Genomic DNA, 24,680 nt, shown 5'->3' on the forward strand with positions numbered 1-24,680 from the left:
AGGCCCGATCAATCCTTGGCGCGGCGTAAAACAGGGGCCGTGGGGCCGGCGAATGCTTGTAAGGTTGAAATGGAGCCGCGCGGGGCGGAAGCGCCGGCACCGGAGCGCCAGCTGAAGGAGAAGCCATGAACCCGGAACCGTCCGGAACAGCCACGTCCCAGGATGTTGCGGTGCCTGTCCGGGCCCGCTTCGGCTCCTCCGAGGTACCGGCATCCAGGGCCACGCAGGACCGCATCGACATCCCCGAATTCGCCCCGAACCTGCAGCCCGAGGGCGACATCCGGCCGGACCGTTTCCTGGACCGCGAGCTGAGCTGGCTCGCCTTCAACTCCCGGGTGCTGGAACTGGCGGAAGACCCCACCCTCCACCTGCTGGAGCGGGTCAGCTTCCTGTCCATCTTCGCCTCCAACCTGGACGAATTCTTCATGGTCCGCGTGGCAGGCCTGAAGCGCCGCATCGCCACCGGGCTGGCCGTCCCCTCCCCTGCCGGGCTCAGCCCAGTCGAGGTGCTGGAGCGGATCAGCGAAGAAGCCCACCGGCTCCAGCAGCGGCATGCACAGGTTTTCGCCGAGCAGATCCGGCCCGCGCTGGCGTACGAGCACATCCATGTCATGCAGTGGGGGGAACTGGACGACGCCGCCCAGCAGCAGCTCAGCGTCATGTTCGCGGAAAAGGTCTTCCCCATCCTCACGCCGCTGGCCGTGGACCCCGCGCACCCGTTCCCGTATATCTCGGGCCTGTCGCTGAACCTCGCCGTGGTGGTCAGGAACCCCGTGAGCGACAAGGAGCTCTTCGCCCGCGTCAAAGTCCCGGACCAGCTGCCGCGGCTGATTTCCATCGACGGCCCCCGCGCCGGTGCGGTGCCCGGCCGGGTGGCACGGTTCATCGCGCTTGAGGAAGTCATCGCCGTCCACCTGGACAAGCTCTTCCCCGGCATGGAGGTCCTGGAGCACCACACCTTCCGCGTCACGCGCAACGAAGACGTGGAGGTGGAGGAAGACGACGCCGAGAACCTCCTGCAGGCCCTGGAGAAGGAACTCCTGCGCCGCCGGTTCGGGCCGCCCGTCCGGCTGGAAGTCACCAACGACATCAACCCCAACATCCGGGCGCTGCTGATCCGTGAGCTGGGTGTCGAGGAGTCCGAGGTGTACTCGGTGCCGGCGCCGCTGGACATGCGGGGCCTGTCGGTCATAGCCGGAATCGACAGGGCGGACCTGCACTACCCCAAGCACGTCCCGCACACCTCCCGGTACCTGAACGAGTCCGAAACGTCCAAGGCCGCCAATGTGTTTGCTGCGATGCGGCGCCGGGACATCCTGCTGCACCACCCGTACGACTCGTTCTCCACCTCCGTGCAGGCGTTCCTGGAGCAGGCAGCGGCAGACCCGAAGGTCCAGGCCATCAAGCAGACCCTGTACCGGACCTCCGGAGACTCCCCCATCGTGGATGCCCTGATCGATGCCGCGGAGGCCGGCAAGCAGGTCCTGGCCCTGGTGGAAATCAAGGCCAGGTTCGATGAGCAGGCCAACATCTCGTGGGCCCGCAAGCTCGAGCAGGCCGGCGTGCACGTGGTGTACGGGATCGTGGGCCTGAAGACGCACTGCAAGCTGTCCCTGGTGGTCCGGCAGGAAGTGGACGGCCTGCGCCGCTACTGCCATATCGGCACCGGCAACTACCACCCGCGCACCGCCCGGTACTACGAGGACCTGGGCCTGCTGACCGCCGACGAACAGGTGGGGCAGGATCTTTCCAAGCTGTTCAACCAGCTTTCCGGCTACGCGCCCAAGTCGACCTTCAAGCGCCTGCTGGTGGCACCACGTTCGGTGCGGTCCGGCCTCATTGACCGCATCGAAACCGAGATCCGCAATGCCCGTGCCGGAATTCCCGGGCACGTGCAGATCAAGGTGAACTCAATGGTGGACGAAGCCATCATCGATTCCCTGTACCGCGCGTCCCAGGCGGGCGTGAAGGTGGACGTGGTGGTCCGCGGCATCTGTTCGCTGCGGCCCGGCGTTCCCGGCCTCAGCGAGCACATCACGGTCCGCTCCATCCTGGGCCGGTTCCTGGAGCACTCACGGGTGTTTGCCTTCGCCAACGGCGGGGACCCCGTGGTCTACATCGGGTCCGCTGACATGATGCACCGCAACCTTGACCGCAGGGTGGAGGCCCTGGTCCAGTTGGCCAGCGCGGACGACATCACCTACGTCCTGGACCTCCTGCAGCGCTACATGGATCCGGAGACCTCCAGCTGGCATCTTGACAACGAGGGCCGCTGGACACGGCACCACCTGTCCGAGGACGGGAAGCCGCTCGAAGACGTCCAGTCCTGGCTGCTGGCATCCCGGCCGCGGCAACGCAGCCTGAGCCGGCGATAAGGGCCGCCGCGTTGTCGAGCGATGCACTCGTAGAAGACCAGACTGACCACCCGGGGGAACCCATTGCCGTGACGGCGGCGGGCGCCATTCCCTGGCGTGCCGGTCGGGACGGCCTGGAAGTCCTGCTGATCCACCGGCCACGCTATGACGACTGGTCATGGCCCAAAGGAAAGATCGACGCCGGCGAGACTGTCCCTGAGTGCGCCGTCCGTGAGGTGTGGGAGGAGATCGGCCTCAAAGCGCCCCTGGGCATACCGTTGCCACCCATCCACTACCACGTGGCGTCGGGCCTGAAGGTAGTCCATTACTGGGCGGTCAGGGTCAATGGTGACACCCTGCTTCCCGATGGCAAGGAAGTGGACAGCGTCATGTGGTGCGCCCCCGAAAAGGCGGCCCGCCTGCTGTCAAACCCGTCCGACGTCGTACCCCTTACGTACCTGCAGGACGCGCACGGTCGAGGAGAGCTGGATACCTGGCCCCTGCTGGTGCTCCGCCATGCCAAAGCCAAGCCGCGCGCATCGTGGAGCAAGGCCGAGGGTGAGCGTCCGCTGGCGGCCACCGGGTCGCGCCAGGCCCAGGCCGTGGGGCGGCTCCTGCAGGCGTGGAAGCCGATGCGGGTGGTCAGCAGCCCCTGGTTGCGCTGCGTTGCCACCGTCGCCCCCTACGCGCGGGCCACCGGGGCCAAGGTGAAGCTGGCGGAGGGCCTGACCGAACACAAGCACCAGCGCAGCCCCAAGAAGACCGCCGCCGTCATCGAGTCTTTGGTGGACAAGCAACGGCCTGTGGTGGTCTGCACCCACCGGCCCGCTTTGCCGACGGTACTGAAGCAACTCGCGGCCCACATGCCCTCACACCTCGCCAAGCTGCTGCCGGCCCACGAACCGTACCTCTCGCCCGGCGAACTGGTGGTGTGCCATGTGGCCAACGGCGGGAAGAGGCGGGTTGTGGCGGTGGAGCAGTTCAAGCCCTTTGACGACTGAGGGCTCCACGCCCGCTTGACCCTGGACCCGCATACCCCTTGACTTAGGGGAACGATGCACAGTTCTGGGGGGATAACGTGCCGGCTGCCACCACCACTCTTGCCTTTGATGTTCCACCGGCAACTGTCCTGTGGCCGCTCCTGCTTATTGGCGGAGTGTACTTCCTGCTTCGTTTCCTGATCCGCCGGGGCCGGGACATTTCCGCCGCAGCGTCCCGGCATGCGTTGTGCACCGGCGTCATCGGATGGATGGCGAGCTCTTTGCTTCCCGCTGCGAATGCGGGCATCCTGCCACTACCCGGGGCATCATCGGGGCCCGTGGACATCGCCCCGGCCCTCGCCTGGCCTGTCCTCGGAAGCTTGGCGACATATGTGCTGGGGCAGGCAACCTATCCCCGGGCACTCGCCCGGCCGCTGGCGCAGGGCGGAAGGCCGCCCGCGCTCCGGGCACTGGTGTCGCGTCCCCTCGCCTGGACGGTGGCGGTGATCTTCCTCCTGTCCACCACCCAGATCGTGTGGACGTCCACGCTGCCGGGCTTTGAAGCCCGCCCTTACGGTTCGCGTCCGGATGGTGCCGGCGGTTATGCCACGTTCGGAGGGGAGGGCCGCATAGCCGGCATGGATCTGGCGATGTACCTGGGCGGGGCGCTGCTCGTCCTGGCCGGCGGCACCCTCGCAGTGCTGATGCTGACCAGCCGCCGGGCACCCGTAAACGGACTGGCGCCCGGACAGGACAGACTCCTGCGGGCCATCACCATAAACCGCCTGCTCCGAACGGTGGCGACAATTGCGTCCGGGCTGGCGGCCATCGCAGGGAACCATGCAGCCCGCCCCGATCCGGCCGTTGGCCCCCCGAACTGGTTCAACCCGGCCGGGGCATTGAACCTGGCGGTGCTGCTGATGATGCTGCTGTGGGCACCGCCCAGCCTCTCCGGACGGCCCGCATCCCGCCGGGGCGCCGGCGCGCAGGCCCAGCCCGCCGCCCGGTTGTCGGTGTCCATCGGTGCCGCGATGGGGCTGGCAGCGTTCGTGCCCGTACCCGCGGCAATCTTCGTCCCGGGAACCCTCACAGGGAATCCCGCGCTTTTCGCAGCTGTTTCCGCCGGCGCCATCCTGGCCGTTGTGTCGCTCGGCGAAGTGCTGGTGCACCGGAATTACGGGACCCCGGACGAGCCCCTGCACTGGCCCCGCCAACCGGTCTCATCCGCCCTGGCCTGCACCCTGGTTGCCGCTGCGACCATTCTCCTGGCTGTCCTGTTCCTTGTTGCCGGGCCGCAGGGTGAACTGGGCGCGCAGCAGTCCTGGCCGGTGACGGCGTGGAGCAGCGCCGCGGTTGTGGTCGCGTCCGGGGTTCCCCTGGTGCTTGTCCGCCGTCGCAACAGCGTCCCTGGGCCGGTCCTGGGACTGGATGTCGCACTGCGTGCCATCACGGTGCACCGTGTGGTGCGGACGCAGGCCGCGTTCCTGGCAGGCCAGGCCGGGGTCCTTCTGATGAGCGCCGGACCCAAGCTGAACCGGGCGTCGCCACTCGGTCCGGAACGGTGGGATGCCTTCTGGCAGGCTGCTCCCGCCGTCGGGGCTCTCCTGGCCGCTGCCGCCGTGGGGATCGCGGTAATCCCCGTCCAGGGTGCTGCCCCGCCCCTCCCGCGGACGCCCGGGCTCCCGCAACCCCCTGCGCTTTCCCCCGAAATCCGCCAGAACGACACCCGCCAGGCAGGCGGCTGACCATGGGCCGGGACGTCAAGACCCGGAGAGCCGCCGACTGGTTCGCCGCTTCAGTGCTGGCGCTGCTGCTTACTGCCGTGACCGGGGCAGCGCTCTATCCGGGGATGCCTGACCCTGTACCCGTGCACTGGGACGGCAGCGGATCACCCGACCGCTTTGCTCCGAAGACAGCGTGGACGGTGTTCGCACCCCTCCTCACCGGCCTTGGCTGCGTGGCTTTCCTGTGGCTGCTTCACCGGTTCCTCCCTGCACTGTCGAGGTCACTCGGCACTGCAGGCGCCAGGGACATTGGTGCAGGGAAAGATGTCGTTGCCCAACTTGCCCCGGCGCTGACCGCCCTGATCGGCTGGCTCAGCATCCGCGGGTGGTTGGGGTGGGACGGGGCCGCCTCCATCTGGATCCCCACAGTGCTGTTCATGTTCATCGGCATTGGCCTGGTCTTCCGAGCGGTCTCAGCCGCCGCCGCGCTGCTTCCGCACCCGGGGCCACGCTCAAAGTAGACTTGGGGCGTGAGCATCCCAACGCCTTATGAAGACCTCCTGCGCGATGTCCTGGCCACCGGCACCCATAAATCGGACCGCACCGGCACCGGAACCACCAGCGTTTTCGGGCGCCAGATCCGCTTTGACCTCTCCAAAAGCTTCCCGCTGATCACCACCAAACGGGTCCACTTCAAGTCCGTGGCGGTGGAACTCCTGTGGTTCCTGCGCGGCGAGACCAACATCAAGTGGATGACGGACCAGGGCGTCACCATCTGGAACGAATGGGCGGACGAGGACGGCGACCTGGGCCCGGTGTACGGCGTGCAGTGGCGCAGTTGGCCCACTCCGGACGGCGGCCACATCGACCAGATCGCCGAGCTCATCGAGAACCTGAAGTCGAACCCGGACTCGCGCCGGCACATTGTGTCCGCGTGGAACGTCTCCGAACTGAACGACATGGCCCTCCCGCCCTGCCACGCGTTCTTCCAGTTCTATGTGGCCAACGGCAAGCTCTCCTGCCAGCTTTACCAGCGGTCCGCTGACATGTTCCTTGGCGTCCCCTTCAACATCGCCTCCTACGCGCTGCTCACCTGCATGATCGCTCAGCAGGTCGGCCTCGAACCGGGAGAGTTCGTCTGGACCGGCGGTGACGTGCACATCTACGAGAACCACATGGACCAGGTCCTCAAGCAGCTGGAACGCGAGCCCTACGAATACCCGCAGTTGAAGATCACCCGGAAACCGGCCTCGATCTTCGACTACACGCTGGAAGACTTCGAAGTGGTGGGCTACCAGCACCACCCCACCATCAAGGCTCCGATCGCCGTATGAGCACCGAAAACTTCACCGATCCCCAGTCCTTCACGGAGGAACTGGCCGCCTCCATCACCGGCGTCGGGCTGGTGTGGGCCCAGACGTCCGACGGCGTCATCGGCAAGGACGGGGACATGCCCTGGAACCTGCCAGAGGACCTCAAGCACTTCACCCGGCTCACCACCGGGCACCCGGTCATCATGGGCCGCAAGACCTGGCTGTCATTCCCGGACAAGTACCGGCCGCTGCCCGGGCGCACGAACATCGTCATTACGCGGCAGAAAAGCTGGGCCGACACGCCTGAGGCGGAGGGCGCCGTCGTGGTTCCCTCCCTGGATGACGCGCTCCTTGAGTCGCAGTTTGTCGACGGCGGCGAGACCGTCTGGATCCTGGGCGGCGGTGACGTCTTCCGCCAGTCCACGGACCTCGCCAACGTTGCGGTGGTCACCACCATCGATGTGAAGGCCGACGGCGACACTTTCGCCCCGGAGCTCGGCACCAGTTGGGAGGCTACAGCCTCCGTCCCGCCGGACGGGTGGCTGACGGCCGCCAACGGCACACGCTACCGATTCACCAAGTGGTCACGGACCGAGGGCTAGGAACATGCTGAAGAAACCGGAAACCCTGTTCGTCCTGGGCTACATGCTGCTGCCCCTGCTGGCACTGCTCTCCGCGATCGTGGGGCTCACCATGATCCTGGGCGGGAACAAGATCGCCGGGGCCATCGTGCTGGTGGTGGTCACGCAGGTCTTCACCTTCGGCTCGTTCTTCGCGCTCCGCGCGCGGAAGGCAGCGGTGCTGGAGCAGTCGGACCAGGGCTGACGCTCACTGCAGCGGCATGGGGAGGCCACCCCATCGCGGGCGGTCTTGTCCTGGCCTAGGCTGGGGCACGCAGCACTCTGGGGGCTGTTGAATGAATATTGGGGGGAATCCTGGTGGCAGGAACTTTGTGGGGCGCCGACGTCGAGCAACTTCGGGCCCTCGCGCAGCAGTTCAACAAGACGGCCGACCTGCTGCAGCAGCAGTCGACGCAGCTGAGCAGCCAGATCAACAACAACCCGGCTTGGAAGGGCGCGGACGCCCAGCGGTTCCGCTCTGACTGGAACAGCAACCACCGGACCCTCCTTCAGCAGACCGTCTCGCGCTTGAAGCAGGAGTCGAAAGTCCTGCTTCAGAATGCTAATGAGCAGGAGAAGGCCAGCACCACCGGCTCCGGCTTCGGTGGTGGACCCGGCGAAGGTTCGCCGGGCGGCACCGACGGCCCCCGCCGTCCAATCCCGGGGCAGGGCAGCAACGATCCCTGGGGACCGGGCTGGCTCACTGATCCCAACTCCCCTTTCCGCAGCGGCTGGGATATCTACAACCTGACCAAAGCGTTGCCGAACCTCCGGGCGGGACTGTTCGATCTTCCCCATTTCATCGGCAAGGCGGATAACCTCGGCGAGTTCCTGTTCTCCAGGGATTTCCAGAGCGTGGCAAAAGCGTTCCAAAACACCAATATGCTGAGCCAGTACTTCAACACTTCATCGGAACTGTTCGACGGCAGGTGGGATACCGCTTTGCGTCTCGCCGAGGGTGGCAAGGCGGCCGAGTTCTTCAAATTTGGTGGCAGGGCCCTAGGCGGAATCGGAGTAGGCCTTGACGTTTTGGACACCGTCAACAACGCCAAGGAAGGCGATGTAGAGGCCGCCTTCTACTCCGGAATCAAAGCTGGTCTGGGAGTTGTGAGTTTCGCTCCCCCGCCCGTCGGAACGGCAGCAATGGTTGCATCCGGAGCCTTGGCCATCTATGACAACGTTCCGATAGTCAAAGAAACCGTCAATGCCATCGGCGGTTCCATCGCTGACGGTGCCAAGGAAGTCTGGGAAGGCGCTGGAGACGCCGCTGAAAAAGTCGGCGACTTCTTTGGATTCTGAGCCCACAACGAGAGGTGTCCACGATGACTGAGACAACGACGGAAGCCGCCACCATCCCCGATGCGATCGGATATGGCTTTGCTGAGATGGTCACCCTTGCAAGCCTCCAGCGCGGGGACGCCTCGTTCCACAGCGCTGAAGCACTGAGAGTGGACGGCTATCTGGACAACACGGACATGGTGAGCGCCGGCGCATCGTCCCTGATAGCAAGAGGCTTGGCCAAAGCCGAAAATGACGGACTCCTCTCCGTATCAGGCCCCACTGCCGCCGTCGCTGCCCTGCTCTCCTCCGCCGTTCGCCGCATTGAGATCTCGCTGCTGACGGCCGACGGGGGCGACAGCGTGGTCTTCATGGAAAATGACGACATCCATCTGCTGTTCCAGCCCCGCGCCTACTTCACGTGGTGGGCAATGGCTCAGCGGCCGAACGTTACCGCCGCCGAGGCCAACCTCATGGTCATCAAGCAGCACCTGGACAGCAACCCGGAGGGCGGCGCCACTATTCGCCGCCGGGAGGATCCCACCGGCCGAACCCTCTACGTAAAAAATGGCGGCGGCGGACTATGGACCACTGGTATCTCCACACCCACCGAGCCGGACATTGCTGAAACCAGGGGCGTGGACGACGCCGGCCTCCTTCACCGCCTACGCACCATCCGACAGGACTCACTGTGACATTCGACCGTGACCGTGAGCGGCGCAACGATGCCGTCCACGCCGAGCATAAGGCTGCGCTTGCACGGGGTGAAAAACGGGTGCTGCGAACTACCGACACGGGCGAACTGCACAGCTACCCCGCCGATGAAATCGGGTTTTCTCCAGGCCGTGGCCACGTGCAGGTCCAAACCTGGTGGGGCATGGGAATCCTGACAGGCGTCATGGCGCTCCTGGCCCTTCTCTCGCTGGTAATACTGCTGAGGCCCCTACCTGACGGCGGCCAGCCGTTCTGGGGCGCCCTGGTCCTCACCGCATTCGGCATTTTCGGCGCCTGGTATACCTTCCGCATGGCAAGGGACGAATACCGGGCCAAGAAATTGCGGAAGGAACGGCATGCACCGGAACCCGGAGCAGGACCCCTCAGTGAATGAACCCGCATGGCAGGCACGAGGCGCCCGCCACCTCGACGGGTGGGCCCGGCGGGGCGTGACGTAACCGACTGCGTCCTGCCTGTTGCGAAGTCTAAACTGGACCAATGACTACAGCAGCTACCCCTTCCGTCGGCCTGGTCGGATGGCGCGGCATGGTCGGTTCCGTCTTGATGCAGCGCATGCAGGACGAGGGCGACTTCGCCAACATCAACCCGGTGTTCTTCTCCACCTCCAACGCGGGAGGTGCCGCGCCGTCCTTCGCTGACGGCGCCGGCAAGCTCGAGAACGCGTTCGACCTCGACACTTTGGCGAAGCTGCCCATTATTGTCACCGCCCAGGGCGGGGACTACACCAAGCAGGTCCACGGGGAGCTGCGCAGCCGCGGCTGGGACGGCCTCTGGATCGACGCCGCCTCCACCCTGCGCATGAACGATGACTCGATCATCGTGCTGGACCCGATCAACCGTGACGTCATCGACAAGGGCCTGGTTAACGGCACCAAGGACTTCATCGGCGGCAACTGCACCGTCTCCTGCATGCTCATGGGCCTGGGCGGCCTGTTCAAGAACGGCCTGGTCGAATGGGGCACCTCCATGACGTACCAGGCTGCCTCCGGCGGCGGCGCCAGGCACATGCGTGAGCTCCTCAGCCAGTTCGGTACGCTCAACGCCGAGGTCAGCACGGAACTGGACGACCCGGCGTCGGCCATCCTGGAGATCGACCGCAAGGTCCTGGCCCACCAGCGCACCGACATCGACGCCACCCAGTTCGGCGTCCCGTTGGCTGGCTCGCTGATCCCCTGGATCGACGCGGACCTGGGCAACGGGCAGTCCAAGGAAGAGTGGAAGGCCGGGGTGGAAACCAACAAAATCCTCGGCACCTCCGAGGAGAACCACATCATCATGGACGGCCTTTGCGTCCGGATCGGCGCCATGCGCTCGCACTCCCAGGCCCTGACCCTGAAGCTCCGCGAGGACCTGTCCGTCGCCGAGATCGAGAAGCTGCTGGACGAGGACAACCAGTGGGCCAAGGTGGTGCCCAACACCAAGGAAGCCTCCATGGCCGACCTGACGCCTGTGGCCGCTTCCGGCACCCTGGACATCCCTGTGGGCCGCATCCGCAAGATGGAAATGGGCGCGCAGTACATCAGCGCCTTCACGGTGGGAGACCAGCTCCTCTGGGGTGCCGCCGAGCCGCTGCGCCGCATGCTCAACATCGCCACCGGCAACCTGTAACTTTCAGCTGCCTCACGAGCGGCCCTTTCCCGCATAACCGTTGCTGCCCCGCACCGGTTATGCGGGCAAGGGCCGCTTTTGCGTCCGGGCATGGCGCGCCAGGAATGCGTACAGCCGTTGCCGCAGCTCTCCCGGCCGGTTCAGCTGCTGCCAATTGATCCGGAAGACTGCCCAGCCCAACTCCTGCAGTGCGTTCTCCCGGCGCCGCTCCGCGAGCAGCACATCAGCCGCCGGCTTGTAGTCCGTGTACTTGGCGGCTCCGTCGAACTCGATAATCACCAGGGCGTCGCGGTCCGCGAAATCCGCCCGGAACAGGCCCTCGCGGGTGGTGATCCCGACCTGCGGTTCGAACATGCGCAAGCCAAGAGAATGCAGCATCAGCCTGGTCCGGGTCTCCCCCGGGGACTCGGACCGGACATCCAGGACAGCCAGCAGGTCCCAGGCCCGCCTGCCGCCGCGGACCACTCGACTGTGGTTCAGCAGCTGCCGCATGGCCTCGATGGACGCGCCCTTGCGCAGCGCGTGGTCACCGATCACGGCTGCCTTGTCCAAGGGCAGGATACGTGCACAGTCCAGCACGGTCCGCTCGGCACTGGTGGTAAGGACTTCCCGCCCGTCGGGCGTCCACAGCGAAGCCTTCTCAGCTTCCGCGAGCGGCAGCCTGTGGGTCCGGACGTCACTTCCCGCGTTGGCCTTCGAGTTGGCGTACTGGGTTGTCACGTGCACGGCGGGCCCGCCTTCCCAGACAAAAAGCCCCCGCAACAATGCCGCGCTCACGTGGCTGTACCGGGACCGGCCGTGGGTGGACTCGAAGTGGGCCATCAGCCGGGCCTGGTCCCGGTCCCATTCTTTGAGCCCATGCCAGTTCCCGCTCCGGACGTAGGCTCCCCGCCGCAACCGGAGTACGGTACCGCTCTTCACGGCCGCAGTCAGCACACGGTCGTCCAGCCCGGCAGCCGCCAATTGGCGGGTTGACGCCACCACCTGCTTGGGCCAGCGATGGTCGACGAGGGCCTGCAAATCACCGGAATTCATTGTCCAAGGGTCGACGGCGGACACCGGCAGCGGAAGCACGGGACGCTGCTATGTGGATGGCCCGCGGTACGAGCGGCCGTTGCCCGCACAACCGTTGCTGCCCGGGACCGGTTATGCGGGGCGGGGCCGGTTATGTGGGGGCTGGATGCACGTCAGGTGGCCAGGAACGTCGTGTAGCGCCGGCCGGCCTTGGCCAGGGCTGCCTGTGCGGCAGGGCCAAGCGGCCGGGCTTCATCGAAGAGCCCGGGTACGACGACGGCACCCGGCCCCGTTCCCTGTAGCGCCCAGGTGCCGGCCACTTTGCCCCCGACCACCACCGTCTTCTTGAAGACACCGTTCCCGCCGGGCACGATCAGGTCGAAATGCTCCGGCGCCAGGACGAGGCTGCGGTCTGTGTAGCCCAGGACAAACTCGTCGAAACCGGGCAGCAGATGGACGGACCGCGCCCCTGGCACACCGGATTCCAGCAGGACCGCCACCTCCGGGGACAGCCAGTAGCTGGTCCCCTCCAGCTCCAGCTCCACCAGCCCGCCCCGGACATGCTCGAACGCCGCCCGCACCTCGGTCAGCGGCAGCTGGGTCCACCAGGCAAAGTCACGGAGGGTGGCCGGCCCATGGCTGCGGAAATAACGCAGCAGGAACTCCGCCACGGCCGCCTCGCGTTCCAGGCTCCTCGATACCGGGATCCATTCGTCGAACCCCGCAATCAGCTGCTGGTTTCCGGCCAGGGGCCCCAGGACCAGCCAGCCGTGACGGCAGAGCGAACCCAGGAGATGGATCCCGCGCTGGCCCTGCGTCGCCTGGCCTCCGTCGTCGAACACCCTGAACAGTGCGGCGCGGCTGATGGGGCCGTCCGCCAGGATGCGGTCCAGCGCCAGGTCGCGGGCCTTCTCCACGTCCGCCCACGTAATCTCCAGCTGCCGGTGACGGCCCGCGATGCTCCTGGTGAGCCGTTCGGCAGTGAGGTCCAGCATCCAGCGCAGATCCTCCGGCGCCACAAGGTGCAGCGTCCCGCGCATGGGCCACGACCGGACGACAGCTCCGGAATCGATGGCGGCACGCACCTGGGAAATTCCCGCGCCGGGCACCCGTGCCCCGACCGCCCACAGCGCCGCGGCCAGGTCCTGGGCCTGCATGGCGGTCATCCACCGGACCAGCTCCGGCACAGACGTGGCCTGCATCCCGGCAAGCCGCTGCGACGCCAGCCGGAGCCTGCCAACCATCCTGCCCCCGCGCAGGGCACCAGATTCAGCCATGCGCCCATCCTAGGCCGGGCGCGGCCTTGGGGGACGACTAGAGTTCGATGCCGATGAGGAGCGGCTCGGGGTGCAGCGAAATGCCGAAGTGGCGTTCGACGCCGGCCCGCACCTCCCGCGCGACAGCCACCATGTCGGCGGCGCTGGCGGAGCCACGGTTGGTGATGGCCAGGGTGTGCTTGGTGGACAGCGACGCCCGGCCGCCGGCCACGCCGTCGTCCTCCAGTCCGAAGCCCTTCCCGAAGCCTGCCTGGTCGATCAGCCACGCTGCGGAGAGCTTCACCATCCCGTCCTGCCCGGCAGGGTACCGCGGAGCGTTTTCCGGCAGTTTGTCCGCGACGCCGGCCGGCACGATGGGGTTGGTGAAGAACGACCCGGTGGAGTACGTGTCCCGGTCCGCGGCGTCCCACACCATTCCCTTGGAGGCCCGCAGGCGCAGGACTTCGCGGCGGACGTCGTTCGCGTAGGCGCGCTGTCCCACGTCCACCCCCAGGGCCCGGGCCAGCTCGGCGTACCGGACGGGCGCGCTCATCCGGCCAAGAGGCAACTGGAACTCGACGGTGAGGACCACGTACCGGGGCGAACCGTTAACGGTCGTCTGTTTGAGGATGGAGTCCCGGTAGCCGAACTTCAACTCCGAATTGGTGAAGGTCTGCACGGCGCTCCGCTTCCGGTCCCAAGTGCGGACGGCGGCGATGGTCTGGGAAACGTCAGCACCATAGGCACCCACGTTCTGGACCGGCGTGGCCCCCGTTGAACCGGGGATACCGGACAACGCCTCAATACCGGACCAGGCGTGCAGCACCGCGTGCGCTACCAGTTTGTCCCAGTTGTGGCCGGCCTGTACCACCACTGCCACTCCCCCGCAGGAGTCCTCGGCGTTGACCGTGAACCCCTCGGAGGCGATCCTGATGACCGTCCCGGGGAACCCGTCGTCGGAGACCAGGAGGTTGGATCCGCCGCTGACGATCAGGACCTGTTCCCCGGCCGCATCCGCGGAGCGGACCGCGTCGATGATCTCAGCTTCGGTGCGGGCCTCGATGTACTTGCCGGCAGGGCCGCCGACGGCGGAGGTGGTCAGGGAGGAAAGGAGCGTGGAAGTCACCCGTCCACGTTACTTGAAGATACTGTGCGGGCGCAGTGACGCGCAGTACGCTCAGGCCAGCTTCCGGGCCACAGGAGAAAGGACGAAGCTCACCGCGAGCATTACCATCACGGCCAGCAGAGAATGCAGGATGCCCACGTGCTCGGCCAGCAGCCCCAGCAGCGGCGGCCCGCACAGGAACGCGGCATAGCCGATGGTGGACACCACGGACACCCGGGCGGCAGCCATCGTGGGGTCGTCGGCTGCGGCGGACATGCCCACCGGGAAGCCAAGGGATGCTCCCAGGCCCCACAGCGCGAGCCCCACGTAGGCAAGCCACGGCACTGGTGCGAAGACGAAGGTGCCCAGGCCCAGCACAGCCATGGCTGCGCACCAGCGCATCACGGGGACCCGGCCAAACTTGTCCAGCAGCACCGTCCCGGCGAAGCGCCCGATGGTCATGAACGTGACAAAGAGGCCGTAACCGGCGGCGCCGGCAGCGTCGCTCTGCCCGTGCCCGTCTGCGAGTGCCAGCGCCACCCAGTCCCCCGCCGCGCCTTCGGCCAGGGCCAGGCCGAGGACCAGGACACCCAGGAGCAGGGTCCGCCGGTCCCGCCACGCCTGGGCGATCTTCCGCTTGTTGTCCAGCGGCGCGTCCGCCTGGGAGCCGGCAGTGATGACGGGGATGGGCCCGGTGCTGGGATCTTCGAAGGTGTCCGGGGAGTAGCTGCGCTCCCCCGCTACCGGGATGATGTCGGCACGGAACCAGGACGCCGCCGTCGCCACCGAAACTGCCACCACCGTTCCTGCCGCCGCGAGGTGCCAGAACACGGGGAGGGACACTGCGGCCGCGAGGGCACCCAGCCCCGCCCCGGCCACCGTCCCGAGGCTGAAAGCGCCGTGGAGCCGCGGCATGATGTGCCGGCCCACCGCGCGCTCGACTGCGGCGCCTTCAACGTTGGATGCCGTGTTCCAACTGCCGGTGCCGAGCCCGATGATGGCCAGGCCAATGGCAGTTGCCACAGGGCTTGCCAGCACGGTTGTGCCAAAACCCGCGGTCAGCAGCCCTGCACCCACCATGATGCTGCCGGTCCGGATGGTCCGCTTGGAGCCCAGCCGCAGCACGATCAGGCCGGATGCGGAGACTGAGGCAAAGGATCCGAGCGTCATGCACAGCAGGATGACGCCAATGTTGCCCGGGGTGAGGTCCAGCGCGTCCCGGATGGCCGGCAGCCGGGACACCCAAGAGGCAAAGGCCAGGCCGCTGGCGCCGTAGGCCACCACGACGGCATTGCGCCACGACGAGACCTGGGCGGCAGTTGCGGCGGTTCCCGCGGGAATGGTCAAAAGGTGCAGCTCAAGACAACTTGACGAGGGCCTGGGCCTTCATCAGGACTTTTTGCCCGGCAGAGACCACGGTGAGGTCGACGCGCGCGGTACCGGCGTCGGCGTCGAGCTTTCCGATGGTGCCGCTGACCTCGATGGTGGCGCCGGGCTGGTCAGTCCCGGTGGTGTCGGTGACCAGGACGGGTTTGGTGAAGCGGGTCTGGAAGTCGACGACGGCGGCGGGGTCGCCCGCCCAGTCGGTCACCAGCTGGACGGCCGAGCCCATGGTGAACATGCCGTGGGCGATGACGCCGGGAAGTTCCACGCCGGTGGCGAAGGTTTCGTTCCAGTGGATGGGGTTGAAGTCGCCGGAGGCGCCTGCGTACTTGACCAGGTCGGCGCGCGTGACCTCGATGGTGCGGCTGCCGATTTCCTGCCCGGCGCTGAGTTCGTTGAAGCTGGGGCTCATGGTTACTGTCCCTCTCCGCGGACCAGGATGGATGACGTGGTGGTGGTGACGGGTTCCCGTGCTTCATCGGCACCGAGGGCGAAGATCTCCGAGCGGGTGGTGATCATGGCACCGCCGCCCATGGCCCGGACGCCGTCCACATGCAGTTCGGCGACGAGCCGGTCGCCGGCAACGATGGGGCGGTGGTGGGTGAAGCGCTGGTCTGCGTGGACCACGCGGGAGAAGTCGATGCCCGCTTCCGGGTCCTCGATGAGCTGGGCGTCGGCGCGCTGGGCGATGATGATAGCGAAGGTGGGCGGTGCCACCAGGTCTGCGTGGCCCAGGGCCTTGGCTGCGTCCACGTCGAAGTGCGCAGGATGGGTCGCCTTGACGGCCCGGGCGAACTCGCGGATCTTCTCGCGGCCGACGTCGTACACCTCTGCGGCAGGGTAGCTGCGGCCCTGCAGGTCCGGATTGATAGTCATGGATTCCAGCCTATCGTTGCCACACCCTTCCAAATGGCCGCACCGCACTGATATGATGATTTCATCATTCCATCAATCCGCCGTCCGTCCCTCGTGCCCGGCCGGCCATCGCGCACAGGAGCGCCACCCCGGATGCTGTCTTCCGCCCACGCACCCCTCTATGAGATCAAAGCGAACCTCTTCAAAGGCCTGGCCCACCCGGCGAGGATCCGGATCCTTGAGCTGCTGGCCGCCGCACCGCAGGAGTCTGCTCCCGTGAGCTATCTCCTCGCAGAGACCGGGCTGGAAGCCTCCCACCTCTCCCAGCACCTGGCCACCCTGCGGAAGCACAAAGTGGTGACCTCCGTACGCACCGCCAACGCCGTGACATACCAACTCGCCCACCCGGGTGTCGCGCAGCTGCTGGCCATCGCCCGGACGTTCCTGCTGGACAGCCTGGCCGGTTCCAACGAACAGCTCCGGCTGGCACAGCAGCTGCCGGCGGAGCACCTGGCCGGCGGGGCGGCCTCGTGAGCGCACACCCGACCACAGCCCCTGCCACGGCCGTCGGGCGCCTCACCCGGTTCCTCCCGTCGCGGAAGGACTACGCCGGAGTTGCCGGCACGTGGCGCACCGACCTGCTGGCAGGGATCACCGTGGGCATCGTGGCGTTGCCGCTGGCCCTCGCCTTCGGCGTCAGTTCCGGGGTGGGCGCCGAGGCAGGGCTCATCACGGCGATCGTGGCCGGCCTGGTGGCGGCCGTCATGGGCGGGTCTCCGGTACAGGTGTCCGGGCCCACGGGCGCCATGGTGGTGGTGCTGGCCCCCGTGGTGGCGGTCCATGGCATCGGCAGCGTCGCCCTTCTATCCCTGATGGCCGGCCTGCTGGTCTGCGCTTTGGGATTCAGTGGCCTGGGCCGGGCCGTGGCCTTCATCCCGTGGCCCGTGGTGGAGGGCTTCACGCTGGGCATTGCCGCCATCATCTTCCTACAGCAGGTTCCGCTGGCCACCGGCACGTCCGGAACTCCCGGCCACAATACCCTCCTGGCCGCGGTGGAGGCGGCAGCGGGCGCCTCCACCCCGACGGTCCTGTTGACCCTCGCGCTGGTGGCGGGAGTCGCCGTCGTGATGGTCCTGGTGCAAAAACTGTTCCGCGCCCTTCCAGCCAGCCTGCTGGCAGTCCTCCTGGCAACGGCCGCCGCGGAATTCCTGCAGCTGGACGTCCCGCGGATCGGTCCGCTGCCGCACTCCCTCCCGGCACCGACCCTCCCCGCCCTGGATCCGGCCTCACTGGGCAGCCTGGCGATGCCCGCCGTCGCTGTCGCAGTCCTGGCCGCCATTGAATCCCTGCTCTCGGCGCGGGTGGCCGCCGGGATGGCCGGGCCGGACGGCAGGCCCACCGGCGCCTACGGCCCCGACCGCGAGCTGATGGGACAAGGCCTGGCTTCCATCGCGGCCGGCTTGTTCGGCGGGATGCCCGCCACCGGCGCGATTGCGCGGACGGCGGTGAACGTGCGGTCCGGAGCCAGGACCCGGCTGGCCGCAGCGGTGCACGCGGTGGTGCTGCTGGGCATCACGTACCTGGCATCCGGAATGGTCAGCCGCATCCCGCTGGCCGCATTGGGCGGGGTCCTGATGGTCACGGCCGTGCGGATGGTCTCCCGGCGCACCGTCACCGCCATCCTGCGTTCCACCCAGGCAGACGCCGCCGTTTTTGTGCTCACTGCCATCATTACCGTGGCCTTCGACCTCATCGTTGCCATCCAGATTGGACTGGCCGCGGCGGCCCTCTTCGCGCTGCGGACCTTTGCCTCGCTGAGCGGTGTCCAGCGCGAGGAGATTCCGGGTCCCCCGGTTGAAGGGGACGGCCACATCGCGCTCTTCCGCCTGGATGGGGCAATGTTCTTTGGCGCTGCCGAACGCATCCTCCAGGAGATCAGCCAGGTCAAGAACGTGCAGGTGGCCATCATCAGGCTGTCCCAGCTGCGGATGCTCGACGCCACCGGCGCCCATGCCCTGGTGGAGGTCATTTCCGCACTGGAGCTGCGCGGCATCACCGTCCTGCTCAAGGGTGTGCGGCCGGACCATCTTGACCTGGTGACCAACGTGGGCGTGATCCGTTCCCTGCGGCACCACAAGCACCTGTTCGAGGAGCTGCCCGATGCGGTGGAACACGCCCGCAGCCACGTCCTGCGGAATGCGGCGGCAGCTAGCGCCTGAGGTTCCTGCGGATCGACTGGCCGCGCACCACGATGCCCACGACATGGAGGACCAGCCCCAGCCCGATGAGGGGCAGGGACGCCATGGCCAGTGCCTGGTTGCCGCTGGTGTTGCCCACCAAGTTGAGGATGATACCGACGGCGATCAGTCCCATCGCGCTGAAGACCAGGACTTTGTAGCGGGTGGGCGCCGTGGCCCAGAATTCGTTCAGCACCGTCCAAGTCTACCCAGTCCGCAGCACCCCCGGCGGCCGGCCGCGGGACCCCGGACGTCAGAACAACGGTTCCTGCACCGCTGGCACCTCCGAGGCGTACTCCCCCAGCACGATGGTCCGGGCGGCCAACTGGGACAGGTTGACCACGAATTCGGCGTCCGTGCCGTCCAGCCGGGCCAGCACGTTGGCCCCGCTCAGGGCCGCGACGTGGAAGCCGTGCCGGCCCTGGTCCAACGGGTGCGGGTAAGCGTGGCGGGGCCCGCTTCCGTACAGGGCTTCGGCATGCGCGGGCCTGAGCCACCGTTCCTCCACAGCCTGAAAACCGTCGACGGCGGTGGCCGCCAGCAGGGCCCGCACGTCGCCGGCGGCCCGGGCATTGACGGCGTCCATCTCGTCGGCCGGGAGCGGCTGCAGCAAAGCCTCCGTCTTGGCAGTCGAGCGCACTTGCTGGGTCAGGCCGACGCCGGCGGTCACCAGGTCCTCGAGGATCCGCACGACGCGGCCGTCCTGAGCCCTCGCAACATACCTCGCCACGGCGGCGCCCTGCTCTGCCAGGCGGTTCCATTTCCGCGGCCCGGACGCCGTTCCCACTTTGGTGGTGCCTCCCGCGAACGTGGCGACGTAGAGCCAGTGTTCCTGCATCAGGTACTCCCGCAGCCCGGGGGTTACCCTGCCGCCGCGGTGGAAGTCGTGCATCAGGCGTGACTCGTCCAGGACGAAGCACCGCTCGCATTGCTTGCCCCGCACGGCCGGGGCGGCGGAGCCGCACAGGATGTGGCGCCGGGAGGAGGCTGACTGGACCTGGACGTGGCCCAGGCAGAACCTGCCGGGTTCCACCACTTGGAAGCCGAGCCGGGTGCCCGGCCCGAGGCTGAACTCGCGGAAGTCCCCGTCAGCTGATTGGAGGCGCAGGACCGGGCCACCGGCGTCGGCTGCTGGGGCTGGGACCGGCGGACCATCCCAAAAGACCCCGTGGACCAGATAGCGGGTATCGGTCACGGGGTCTCCTGAAGTGGTGGGTCGGCGCTACAGCGCGGGCTGCACCCCAAAGGCTACCGCGAGCTTCATGATCTTCTCGGCGCGGCCCAGGCGGGGCAGGTCGGAGCCGTCACGAATGACGCGGCCGTTGGCTTCGAAGTCGTTCATGAAGTCGGTGGCCCAGGCGACGTCCGACGGCGTGGGGCTGATGACCTCGTTGATCACAGGGGTCTGGTCGATGGCCAGGCACAGCTTGCCAGTCATGCCCATCATGACCGTGATGCCGGTCTGTTCGCGCAGGATGGGGTGGTTGGTGCCCACCGTGGGGCCGTCGATGGGGCCGGGCAGGTTGCCGACGCGGCTGGCGACGACGAGCTTGGCGCGCGGGTACGCCATGGCCTCGGGGGTGGCGGCCATGCCGGTGTCGCGGCGGAAGTCACCGGAGCCGAAGGCCAGGCGGAACGCGCCCTGGGCCTTGGCGATGTGGTTGGCTTCCTCGATGCCGAGCGCGGACTCCACCAGCGGGATCACGGGGGTCTTGCCATCCATGCGGTGGAAGCTTTCGGTCACCTGGTCCGCGGATTCGGTCTTTGCAAGCATGACGCCCAGGAGCCCCGGGGTGCCGCGCAGGCCGGCGAGGTCATCGGCCCAGAACGGGCTGGTGGCGTCGTTGATCCGGACCCAGGCCTTGCCGCCGGCGGTCAGCCAGTCGATGACGTTGTTCCGGGCCTGGTCCTTCTGCGACGGGTCCACTGCATCTTCAATATCCAGGATGATCGAATCGGCCCGGGACACGGCCGACTGGTCGAAGAGCTCGGGCTTCATGGCATTGACCAGCAGCCAGGAGCGGGCGATCTCGGCGGGGATATTCCGTTCCGGCCTAACGGTTTCGGCGGCGATGGTAGACGTCATGCTTTCTACAGTATCCGGCCTGCGCGCGGCACGGCGAAGAAAACGGCCCGCTTGTGAGGATCAATACGAACTAAACGCGTTGTGACTGGCTTGGCGGGTAAAGCAGCTGGCAGTAGGCGTCGTTTTGGTGCAGCGTAACGGCACCTACTGCCAGCCCGATGGCGCTTAGGGGATGTTGCTGCCCCGTGCGGTGACCCAGAGTTTGTACCAGTCGGCGCGGCTGAGGGCCCGGGCCACGCGGGCGGCGTCCGCGCAGGCCCGGATCCGGTCCGGATTGACCGTACCGATTACCGGCGCGATGCCGGCCGGGTGCTTCATCAGCCAACCCAGCAGGACGGCCTCGCCGGAGGAGCCGTAGGTCCCTGCCAGTTCCGCCACGAGTTCTGCGGTGGCGGCCTCGGCTGACGTGGGGCTTTCCGGTTCAGCGCCGGTATAGATGCCGCGGGCCAGCGATCCGTACGCCTGCAGGGTGATGTTGTTGCGCGTGCAGAACTCCAGCGTGCCGTGCGGAAAGCTGTAGTCCAGGTGTTCCGGATGGTTGACCAGGACCTGGCTTTCCAGCCACGCCCGCTTCAGCAGGCTCATTTCCAGCTGGTTGGCCACTACGGGGGTTTCCAGTCGGTCCTGCAGCACCTCGATCTGCGCAGCGGACATGTTGGACACACCCAGTTGCCGGACCTTGCCCTCGGACATGAGCTGGCCGACGGCGGCAGCCACCTCCGCCGGGTCTGCCAGGGGGTCCGGGCGGTGCAGCAGGAGGATGTCCACGTAGTCGGTCCGGAGCCGTTCAAGGCTGCCGTTGACCCGCTCCAGGATGGCGTCCCGGCTGAGGTCATAGTGGGTCTGCAGCCCTCGTTCGTTCAGCCGGATGCCGCACTTGGTCTGCAGCCGGATCCGCCGCCGCAGGCCGGGGGTAGCGGCCAATACCTCGCCGAATACGGCCTCAGACTTGCCGCTGCGGTAGATGTCCGCGTGGTCGAACAGGGTGATGCCCGCATCGAGGGCGGCCTGGACGGCAGCAGCGGCCTGGTCCACATGGTCAGCGCCATGCGGCTCACCAGACCAGCTGCCGCCCAGTCCCATGCATCCGTAGATGACTTCCTGCATCAGTCCCGCAGCCACGCGGTGGTGTTGCCCGGCAGCTTGCCGTCCTCCAGTGGGCCGCTGCTGACCAGGACCGTGCCGGCGGGAAGGTCGACGGCGGTGTTCCCGAAGTTGGTCACGGACTGCCATCCGTTGGGGCGCTTGAAGTGCAGGACGTCCGGGTTGGCGTTCTCCACCCATTCGAAGTCCTCGTCGGTAAGCAGTTCGCGGCGCAGCTTCAGGGCCTTGCGGTAGAGCTCCAGCGTGGAGCCCTCCGTCCCGTCCTGGGCCTCGACGGCGTACGTGCTGAACCAGTCCGGCTGCGGCAGGTGGGATCCGCCGTCGCCGAAGCCGAAGGACGTTCCTTCAACATTCCAGGGCAGCGGGACGCGGCAGCCGTCACGGCCGATTTCCACGCCCTTGTTGCGGAAGAAGGACGGGTCCTGGCGTTCCGATTCGGTAATCTCGGCCACTTCCTGCAGGCCCAGTTCCTCGCCCTGGTACAGGTACGCGGAGCCGGGGACAGCCAGCATCAGCAAGGTGGCGGCGCGGGCGCGGCGTTCACCAAGCTCAACGTCAAGCTGGTCCTTGGGGCCGCCGGCGAGCAGCCAGTCCTTGCCGTCCTGGCCCTTGGCCCCGGCTTTTTCCTTGGCAACCTGGGGCAGGCCGTAGCGGGTGGCGTGCCGGACGACGTCGTGGTTGGAGAACACCCAGGTGGAGGAGGCACCCGTGGCAGCGGCCTCGGCGAGGTTGCGGGTGATGATCTCCTTGAATTCTGCGGCGTCGAAGTCGGCCTGCAGGAGGTCGAAGTTGAAGGCCTGGCCCAGGCCCTGCGGGCTGGCGTAGCGGGCGCGGCGGGTGGCGTGCACCCAGGCTTCGGCGACGGCGGTGCGCGGCGGGTTGTACTCATTGAACACTTCGCGCCACTCGGCGTAGATCTCGTGCACTTCGTCACGGTCCCAGAACGGGTGGGTGCCGTCGTCGAATCCGTCCACGCCGGTGTTGGCGGCGCTGAGTTCAAGCTTGGAGAGGAGCGGCTCGGTGAGGTCCTTGGTCAGGGCGTGTGCCACGTCGACGCGGAATCCGTCCACGCCGCGGTCGGACCAGAAGCGCAGAGTCTTGAGGAAGTCGTCACGGATTTCGCGGTTGGACCAGTTCAGGTCCGGCTGTTCCTTGGCGAAGATGTGCATGTACCACTGGCCGGGGGTGCCGTCGGGTTCGGTGATGCGCTCCCAGGCCGGTCCGCCGAACACGGAGTCCCAGTCCGACGGCGGGAACTCGCCGTTGGGGCCCTTGCCGTCACGGAAGATGTAGCGGTCGCGGGCCGGGGAACCCTTGGGCGCAGCGAGGGCCTCCTGGAACCACTTGTGGCGGTTGGAGGAGTGGTTGGGGACGATGTCCGCGATCAGCTTGATGCCGGCGCTGTGCAGTGCCTTGGCCATCTCGTCGAAGTCTGCCAGCGTGCCCAGCTTGGGGTCGACGTCGCGGTAATCGTCGACGTCGTAGCCGCCGTCGGCGAGCGCGGACGGGTAGAACGGGCTGAGCCACACGGCATCGATCCCCAGCGTCTTCAAATAAGGGACCTTGGCGGTGATGCCCTTCAGGTCGCCGATGCCGTCGCCATTCGAATCGGCGAAGCTGCGGGGGTAGATCTGGTAGACGGAGGCCTGGCGCCACCAGTTGGGATCGGCCAGACGGTCAGAGTCGGACAGGGTTGCCAGAGTGGCGGTTGTGGACAAGGACTGACCCTTTTCTTCAGTACGGCTACATTTATATTGAGTCTAAATTTACTTCCTCAAGTATTATCTGGTGCTTTGGACAGGAAGGTCAACAGCATGCCTGAACCGGTTCCGGCCACACCCCAGCTGCTGCGTCGCGTCAGTGCCGGCGCGGTCCTGGAGTTCATGCGCGCTTCGGAGGCCGTGACGGTCACCGACGTCATGGCCGCCACAGGACTGACACGGGCCACCACCATCGCCGTCTGCGAGGACCTGGTCCGCCGGGGCTGGATCCTGGAACTGGAGAACCAGCGCGAGTTCGGCGGGTACCTGAAGGGCCGCCCGGCCCGGCGCTTCGAGCTCAATGAGCGGGCCGGCGTGGTGCTGGGTATGGACATTGGTTATTCCAAGGTCACCGTGGTGGTCTCCGATCTCCGGGGCAAGACATTGGGACGGTCCAGCCGCCCCTTCCAGGCCGGGGAGGTGGGTTCGCAGGAAAGAATCGCTTTCATTGACGGCGTTGCCCTGGCCGCACTGCGCTCGGCCGGAACGGAACCGGAACGGGTGCTGGCCGTCTGCGCCGGGGTCGCCGCGCCCGTGGACCGGCACGGCGAGGTGGTGGCCACGCAAAAGTTCTGGGGACTGTTCGACCTGGGGCTGCGGCCGGCACTTAAGCAAGCCCGCAGGTGGACCGTCCTGCTCGAGAACGATGCGAACCTCGCGGCCCTGGGCGACCGGTGGCAGGGGGCAGCCGCAGGCGTCGACGACGTCGTGGTGATCCTCGCCAGTGAGCGGCTGGGTTCCGGCATCGTGGAGGGCGGACGGCTGGTCCATGGGACCCGTGGGAGTGCAGGCGAACTCGCGTACCTGAACCTGGTGGAAGGCGTGGGTGACACCTACGGCATCGCCCACCTGGCCCGCACCTGGGCTGCGGAAGCATTGGCCGGTGCCGCCCCGACCACCCTCCGCGCATTCCAGCCAGGACGGGTGGAGGCTGAGCAGGTTTTCGCGGCTGCGGACCAGGGCGATGCCGTGGCGCTGGACATACTGGACCGGCTCGCGGACCGGATGGCGCGGGTGGTGGGCACCGTGTCCACACTGCTCAATCCTGAACTGGTGGTTATCGGCGGCGGAGTGGCCGATTCCGCGCACGTGCTCCTCGCGCCCATCAGCAAGCGCCTGGAGGAGTTCACTGCAACCCCGGCACGCGTTGCGGTATCCCCGCTGGGCGACTCAATCGTGACCGTGGGCGCGGTGCGCCGCGCCCTGGACTACGTGGAGAAGAACTCGCTGGACCTGGTGCTGGCAGCAGCTGCTGCCCCGGCTTGAGG

Annotated in this window: 25 protein-coding genes; 14 read left to right on the top strand and 11 right to left on the bottom strand. The window is 67.2% G+C overall.

The window, feature by feature from the left end; all coding sequences use genetic code 11:
• Positions 1-125 precede the first annotated feature (125 nt).
• The 11 genes from ACFVTD_RS02700 to asd all read left to right on the top strand — a co-directional run bounded on the left by ACFVTD_RS02700 (position 126) and on the right by asd (position 10,612).
• Positions 126-2,375, top strand: coding sequence for an RNA degradosome polyphosphate kinase (locus tag ACFVTD_RS02700; protein WP_387557642.1), 2,250 nt, complete (start codon positions 126-128; stop codon positions 2,373-2,375).
• An 11-nt stretch (positions 2,376-2,386) separates the two neighbouring features.
• Positions 2,387-3,355 (top strand): NUDIX domain-containing protein, encoded by a 969-nt coding sequence (locus tag ACFVTD_RS02705; RefSeq protein WP_387557645.1) that lies wholly within the window; start codon positions 2,387-2,389, stop codon positions 3,353-3,355.
• Between the two features lie 77 nt (positions 3,356-3,432).
• Positions 3,433-5,079, top strand: coding sequence for a hypothetical protein (locus ACFVTD_RS02710; RefSeq protein ID WP_387557647.1), 1,647 nt, complete (start codon positions 3,433-3,435; stop codon positions 5,077-5,079).
• Between the two features lie 2 nt (positions 5,080-5,081).
• On the top strand, positions 5,082-5,579 hold the full coding sequence (locus tag ACFVTD_RS02715) for a DUF1648 domain-containing protein (protein WP_387557650.1): 498 nt from the start codon (positions 5,082-5,084) through the stop codon (positions 5,577-5,579).
• 9 nt (positions 5,580-5,588) lie between these two features.
• Entirely contained in the window at positions 5,589-6,392 is an 804-nt protein-coding gene (locus tag ACFVTD_RS02720) for a thymidylate synthase (protein WP_387557653.1), read from the top strand.
• On the top strand, positions 6,389-6,973 hold the full coding sequence (locus ACFVTD_RS02725) for a dihydrofolate reductase (RefSeq protein WP_387557656.1): 585 nt from the start codon (positions 6,389-6,391) through the stop codon (positions 6,971-6,973). Before ACFVTD_RS02720 ends, ACFVTD_RS02725 begins: the two co-directional genes overlap by 4 nt.
• 4 nt (positions 6,974-6,977) lie before the next feature.
• Complete coding sequence (locus ACFVTD_RS02730; protein WP_387557659.1) at positions 6,978-7,196, top strand: NF038396 family protein; 219 nt, start codon at positions 6,978-6,980, stop codon at positions 7,194-7,196.
• Between the two features lie 113 nt (positions 7,197-7,309).
• Positions 7,310-8,290 (top strand): hypothetical protein, encoded by a 981-nt coding sequence (locus ACFVTD_RS02735; RefSeq protein WP_387557662.1) that lies wholly within the window; start codon positions 7,310-7,312, stop codon positions 8,288-8,290.
• A gap of 23 nt (positions 8,291-8,313) precedes the next feature.
• Complete coding sequence (locus tag ACFVTD_RS02740) at positions 8,314-8,964, top strand: hypothetical protein (RefSeq protein WP_387557665.1); 651 nt, start codon at positions 8,314-8,316, stop codon at positions 8,962-8,964.
• Entirely contained in the window at positions 8,961-9,377 is a 417-nt protein-coding gene (locus ACFVTD_RS02745; RefSeq protein WP_387557668.1) for a hypothetical protein, read from the top strand. Before ACFVTD_RS02740 ends, ACFVTD_RS02745 begins: the two co-directional genes overlap by 4 nt.
• 104 nt (positions 9,378-9,481) lie before the next feature.
• On the top strand, positions 9,482-10,612 hold the full coding sequence (gene asd, locus ACFVTD_RS02750; RefSeq protein ID WP_387557671.1) for an aspartate-semialdehyde dehydrogenase: 1,131 nt from the start codon (positions 9,482-9,484) through the stop codon (positions 10,610-10,612).
• 57 nt (positions 10,613-10,669) lie between these two features.
• Here the strand turns inward: asd and ACFVTD_RS02755 are convergent, their stop codons facing one another.
• The 6 genes from ACFVTD_RS02755 to ACFVTD_RS02780 all read right to left on the bottom strand — a co-directional run bounded on the left by ACFVTD_RS02755 (position 10,670) and on the right by ACFVTD_RS02780 (position 16,246).
• A complete protein-coding gene (locus ACFVTD_RS02755; RefSeq protein WP_387557674.1) occupies positions 10,670-11,647 on the bottom strand; it encodes a type IV toxin-antitoxin system AbiEi family antitoxin domain-containing protein in 978 nt (325 codons plus the stop codon).
• 152 nt (positions 11,648-11,799) lie between these two features.
• Complete coding sequence (locus ACFVTD_RS02760) at positions 11,800-12,903, bottom strand: winged helix DNA-binding domain-containing protein (protein WP_387557677.1); 1,104 nt, start codon at positions 12,901-12,903, stop codon at positions 11,800-11,802.
• Positions 12,904-12,940: 37 nt separating this feature from the next.
• A complete protein-coding gene (locus ACFVTD_RS02765) occupies positions 12,941-14,008 on the bottom strand; it encodes a UDP-N-acetylmuramate dehydrogenase (protein WP_387557680.1) in 1,068 nt (355 codons plus the stop codon).
• Between the two features lie 51 nt (positions 14,009-14,059).
• Positions 14,060-15,334 (bottom strand): MFS transporter, encoded by a 1,275-nt coding sequence (locus ACFVTD_RS02770; RefSeq protein WP_387557683.1) that lies wholly within the window; start codon positions 15,332-15,334, stop codon positions 14,060-14,062.
• Positions 15,335-15,344: 10 nt separating this feature from the next.
• Positions 15,345-15,782 carry a MaoC family dehydratase gene (locus tag ACFVTD_RS02775; protein WP_387557686.1) on the bottom strand — a complete coding sequence of 146 codons (438 nt, stop codon included), beginning with the start codon at positions 15,780-15,782 and terminating at the stop codon, positions 15,345-15,347.
• Between the two features lie 2 nt (positions 15,783-15,784).
• Complete coding sequence (locus ACFVTD_RS02780) at positions 15,785-16,246, bottom strand: MaoC family dehydratase N-terminal domain-containing protein (protein ID WP_387557689.1); 462 nt, start codon at positions 16,244-16,246, stop codon at positions 15,785-15,787.
• Positions 16,247-16,378: 132 nt separating this feature from the next.
• Between ACFVTD_RS02780 and ACFVTD_RS02785 the strand changes: the two genes are divergently transcribed.
• Complete coding sequence (locus tag ACFVTD_RS02785; protein ID WP_387557692.1) at positions 16,379-16,759, top strand: ArsR/SmtB family transcription factor; 381 nt, start codon at positions 16,379-16,381, stop codon at positions 16,757-16,759.
• Positions 16,756-18,444, top strand: a complete 1,689-nt coding sequence (locus ACFVTD_RS02790; RefSeq protein WP_387557695.1) for a SulP family inorganic anion transporter — start codon at positions 16,756-16,758, stop codon at positions 18,442-18,444. Before ACFVTD_RS02785 ends, ACFVTD_RS02790 begins: the two co-directional genes overlap by 4 nt.
• On the opposite strand, the gene ACFVTD_RS02795 is transcribed toward ACFVTD_RS02790, so the two are convergent.
• From ACFVTD_RS02795 to ACFVTD_RS02815, 5 genes are all read right to left on the bottom strand, one after another.
• Complete coding sequence (locus ACFVTD_RS02795; protein ID WP_387557697.1) at positions 18,434-18,658, bottom strand: DUF3188 domain-containing protein; 225 nt, start codon at positions 18,656-18,658, stop codon at positions 18,434-18,436. The genes ACFVTD_RS02790 and ACFVTD_RS02795 overlap by 11 nt on opposite strands.
• Positions 18,659-18,715: 57 nt before the next feature.
• The gene (locus ACFVTD_RS02800; protein ID WP_387557700.1) at positions 18,716-19,657 is read right to left on the bottom strand and encodes a DUF2797 domain-containing protein; all 942 of its coding nucleotides are present in this window, start codon (positions 19,655-19,657) and stop codon (positions 18,716-18,718) included.
• Between the two features lie 27 nt (positions 19,658-19,684).
• A complete protein-coding gene (locus ACFVTD_RS02805) occupies positions 19,685-20,548 on the bottom strand; it encodes an HpcH/HpaI aldolase/citrate lyase family protein (protein ID WP_387557703.1) in 864 nt (287 codons plus the stop codon).
• Positions 20,549-20,713: 165 nt separating this feature from the next.
• Positions 20,714-21,655 carry an aldo/keto reductase family oxidoreductase gene (locus tag ACFVTD_RS02810; protein WP_387558952.1) on the bottom strand — a complete coding sequence of 314 codons (942 nt, stop codon included), beginning with the start codon at positions 21,653-21,655 and terminating at the stop codon, positions 20,714-20,716.
• Positions 21,655-23,370 (bottom strand): glycoside hydrolase family 13 protein, encoded by a 1,716-nt coding sequence (locus ACFVTD_RS02815; RefSeq protein ID WP_387557706.1) that lies wholly within the window; start codon positions 23,368-23,370, stop codon positions 21,655-21,657. The genes ACFVTD_RS02810 and ACFVTD_RS02815 overlap by 1 nt, the downstream gene beginning before the upstream one ends.
• Positions 23,371-23,466: 96 nt before the next feature.
• Here ACFVTD_RS02815 and ACFVTD_RS02820 point away from each other — a divergent pair, with 96 nt between their 5' ends.
• Positions 23,467-24,678, top strand: coding sequence for an ROK family protein (locus tag ACFVTD_RS02820; protein ID WP_387557709.1), 1,212 nt, complete (start codon positions 23,467-23,469; stop codon positions 24,676-24,678).
• Positions 24,679-24,680: the final 2 nt, after the last annotated feature.

Source organism: Pseudarthrobacter sp. NPDC058119 (assembly GCF_042884655.1).
In the GTDB taxonomy this organism is placed as follows: domain Bacteria; phylum Actinomycetota; class Actinomycetes; order Actinomycetales; family Micrococcaceae; genus Arthrobacter.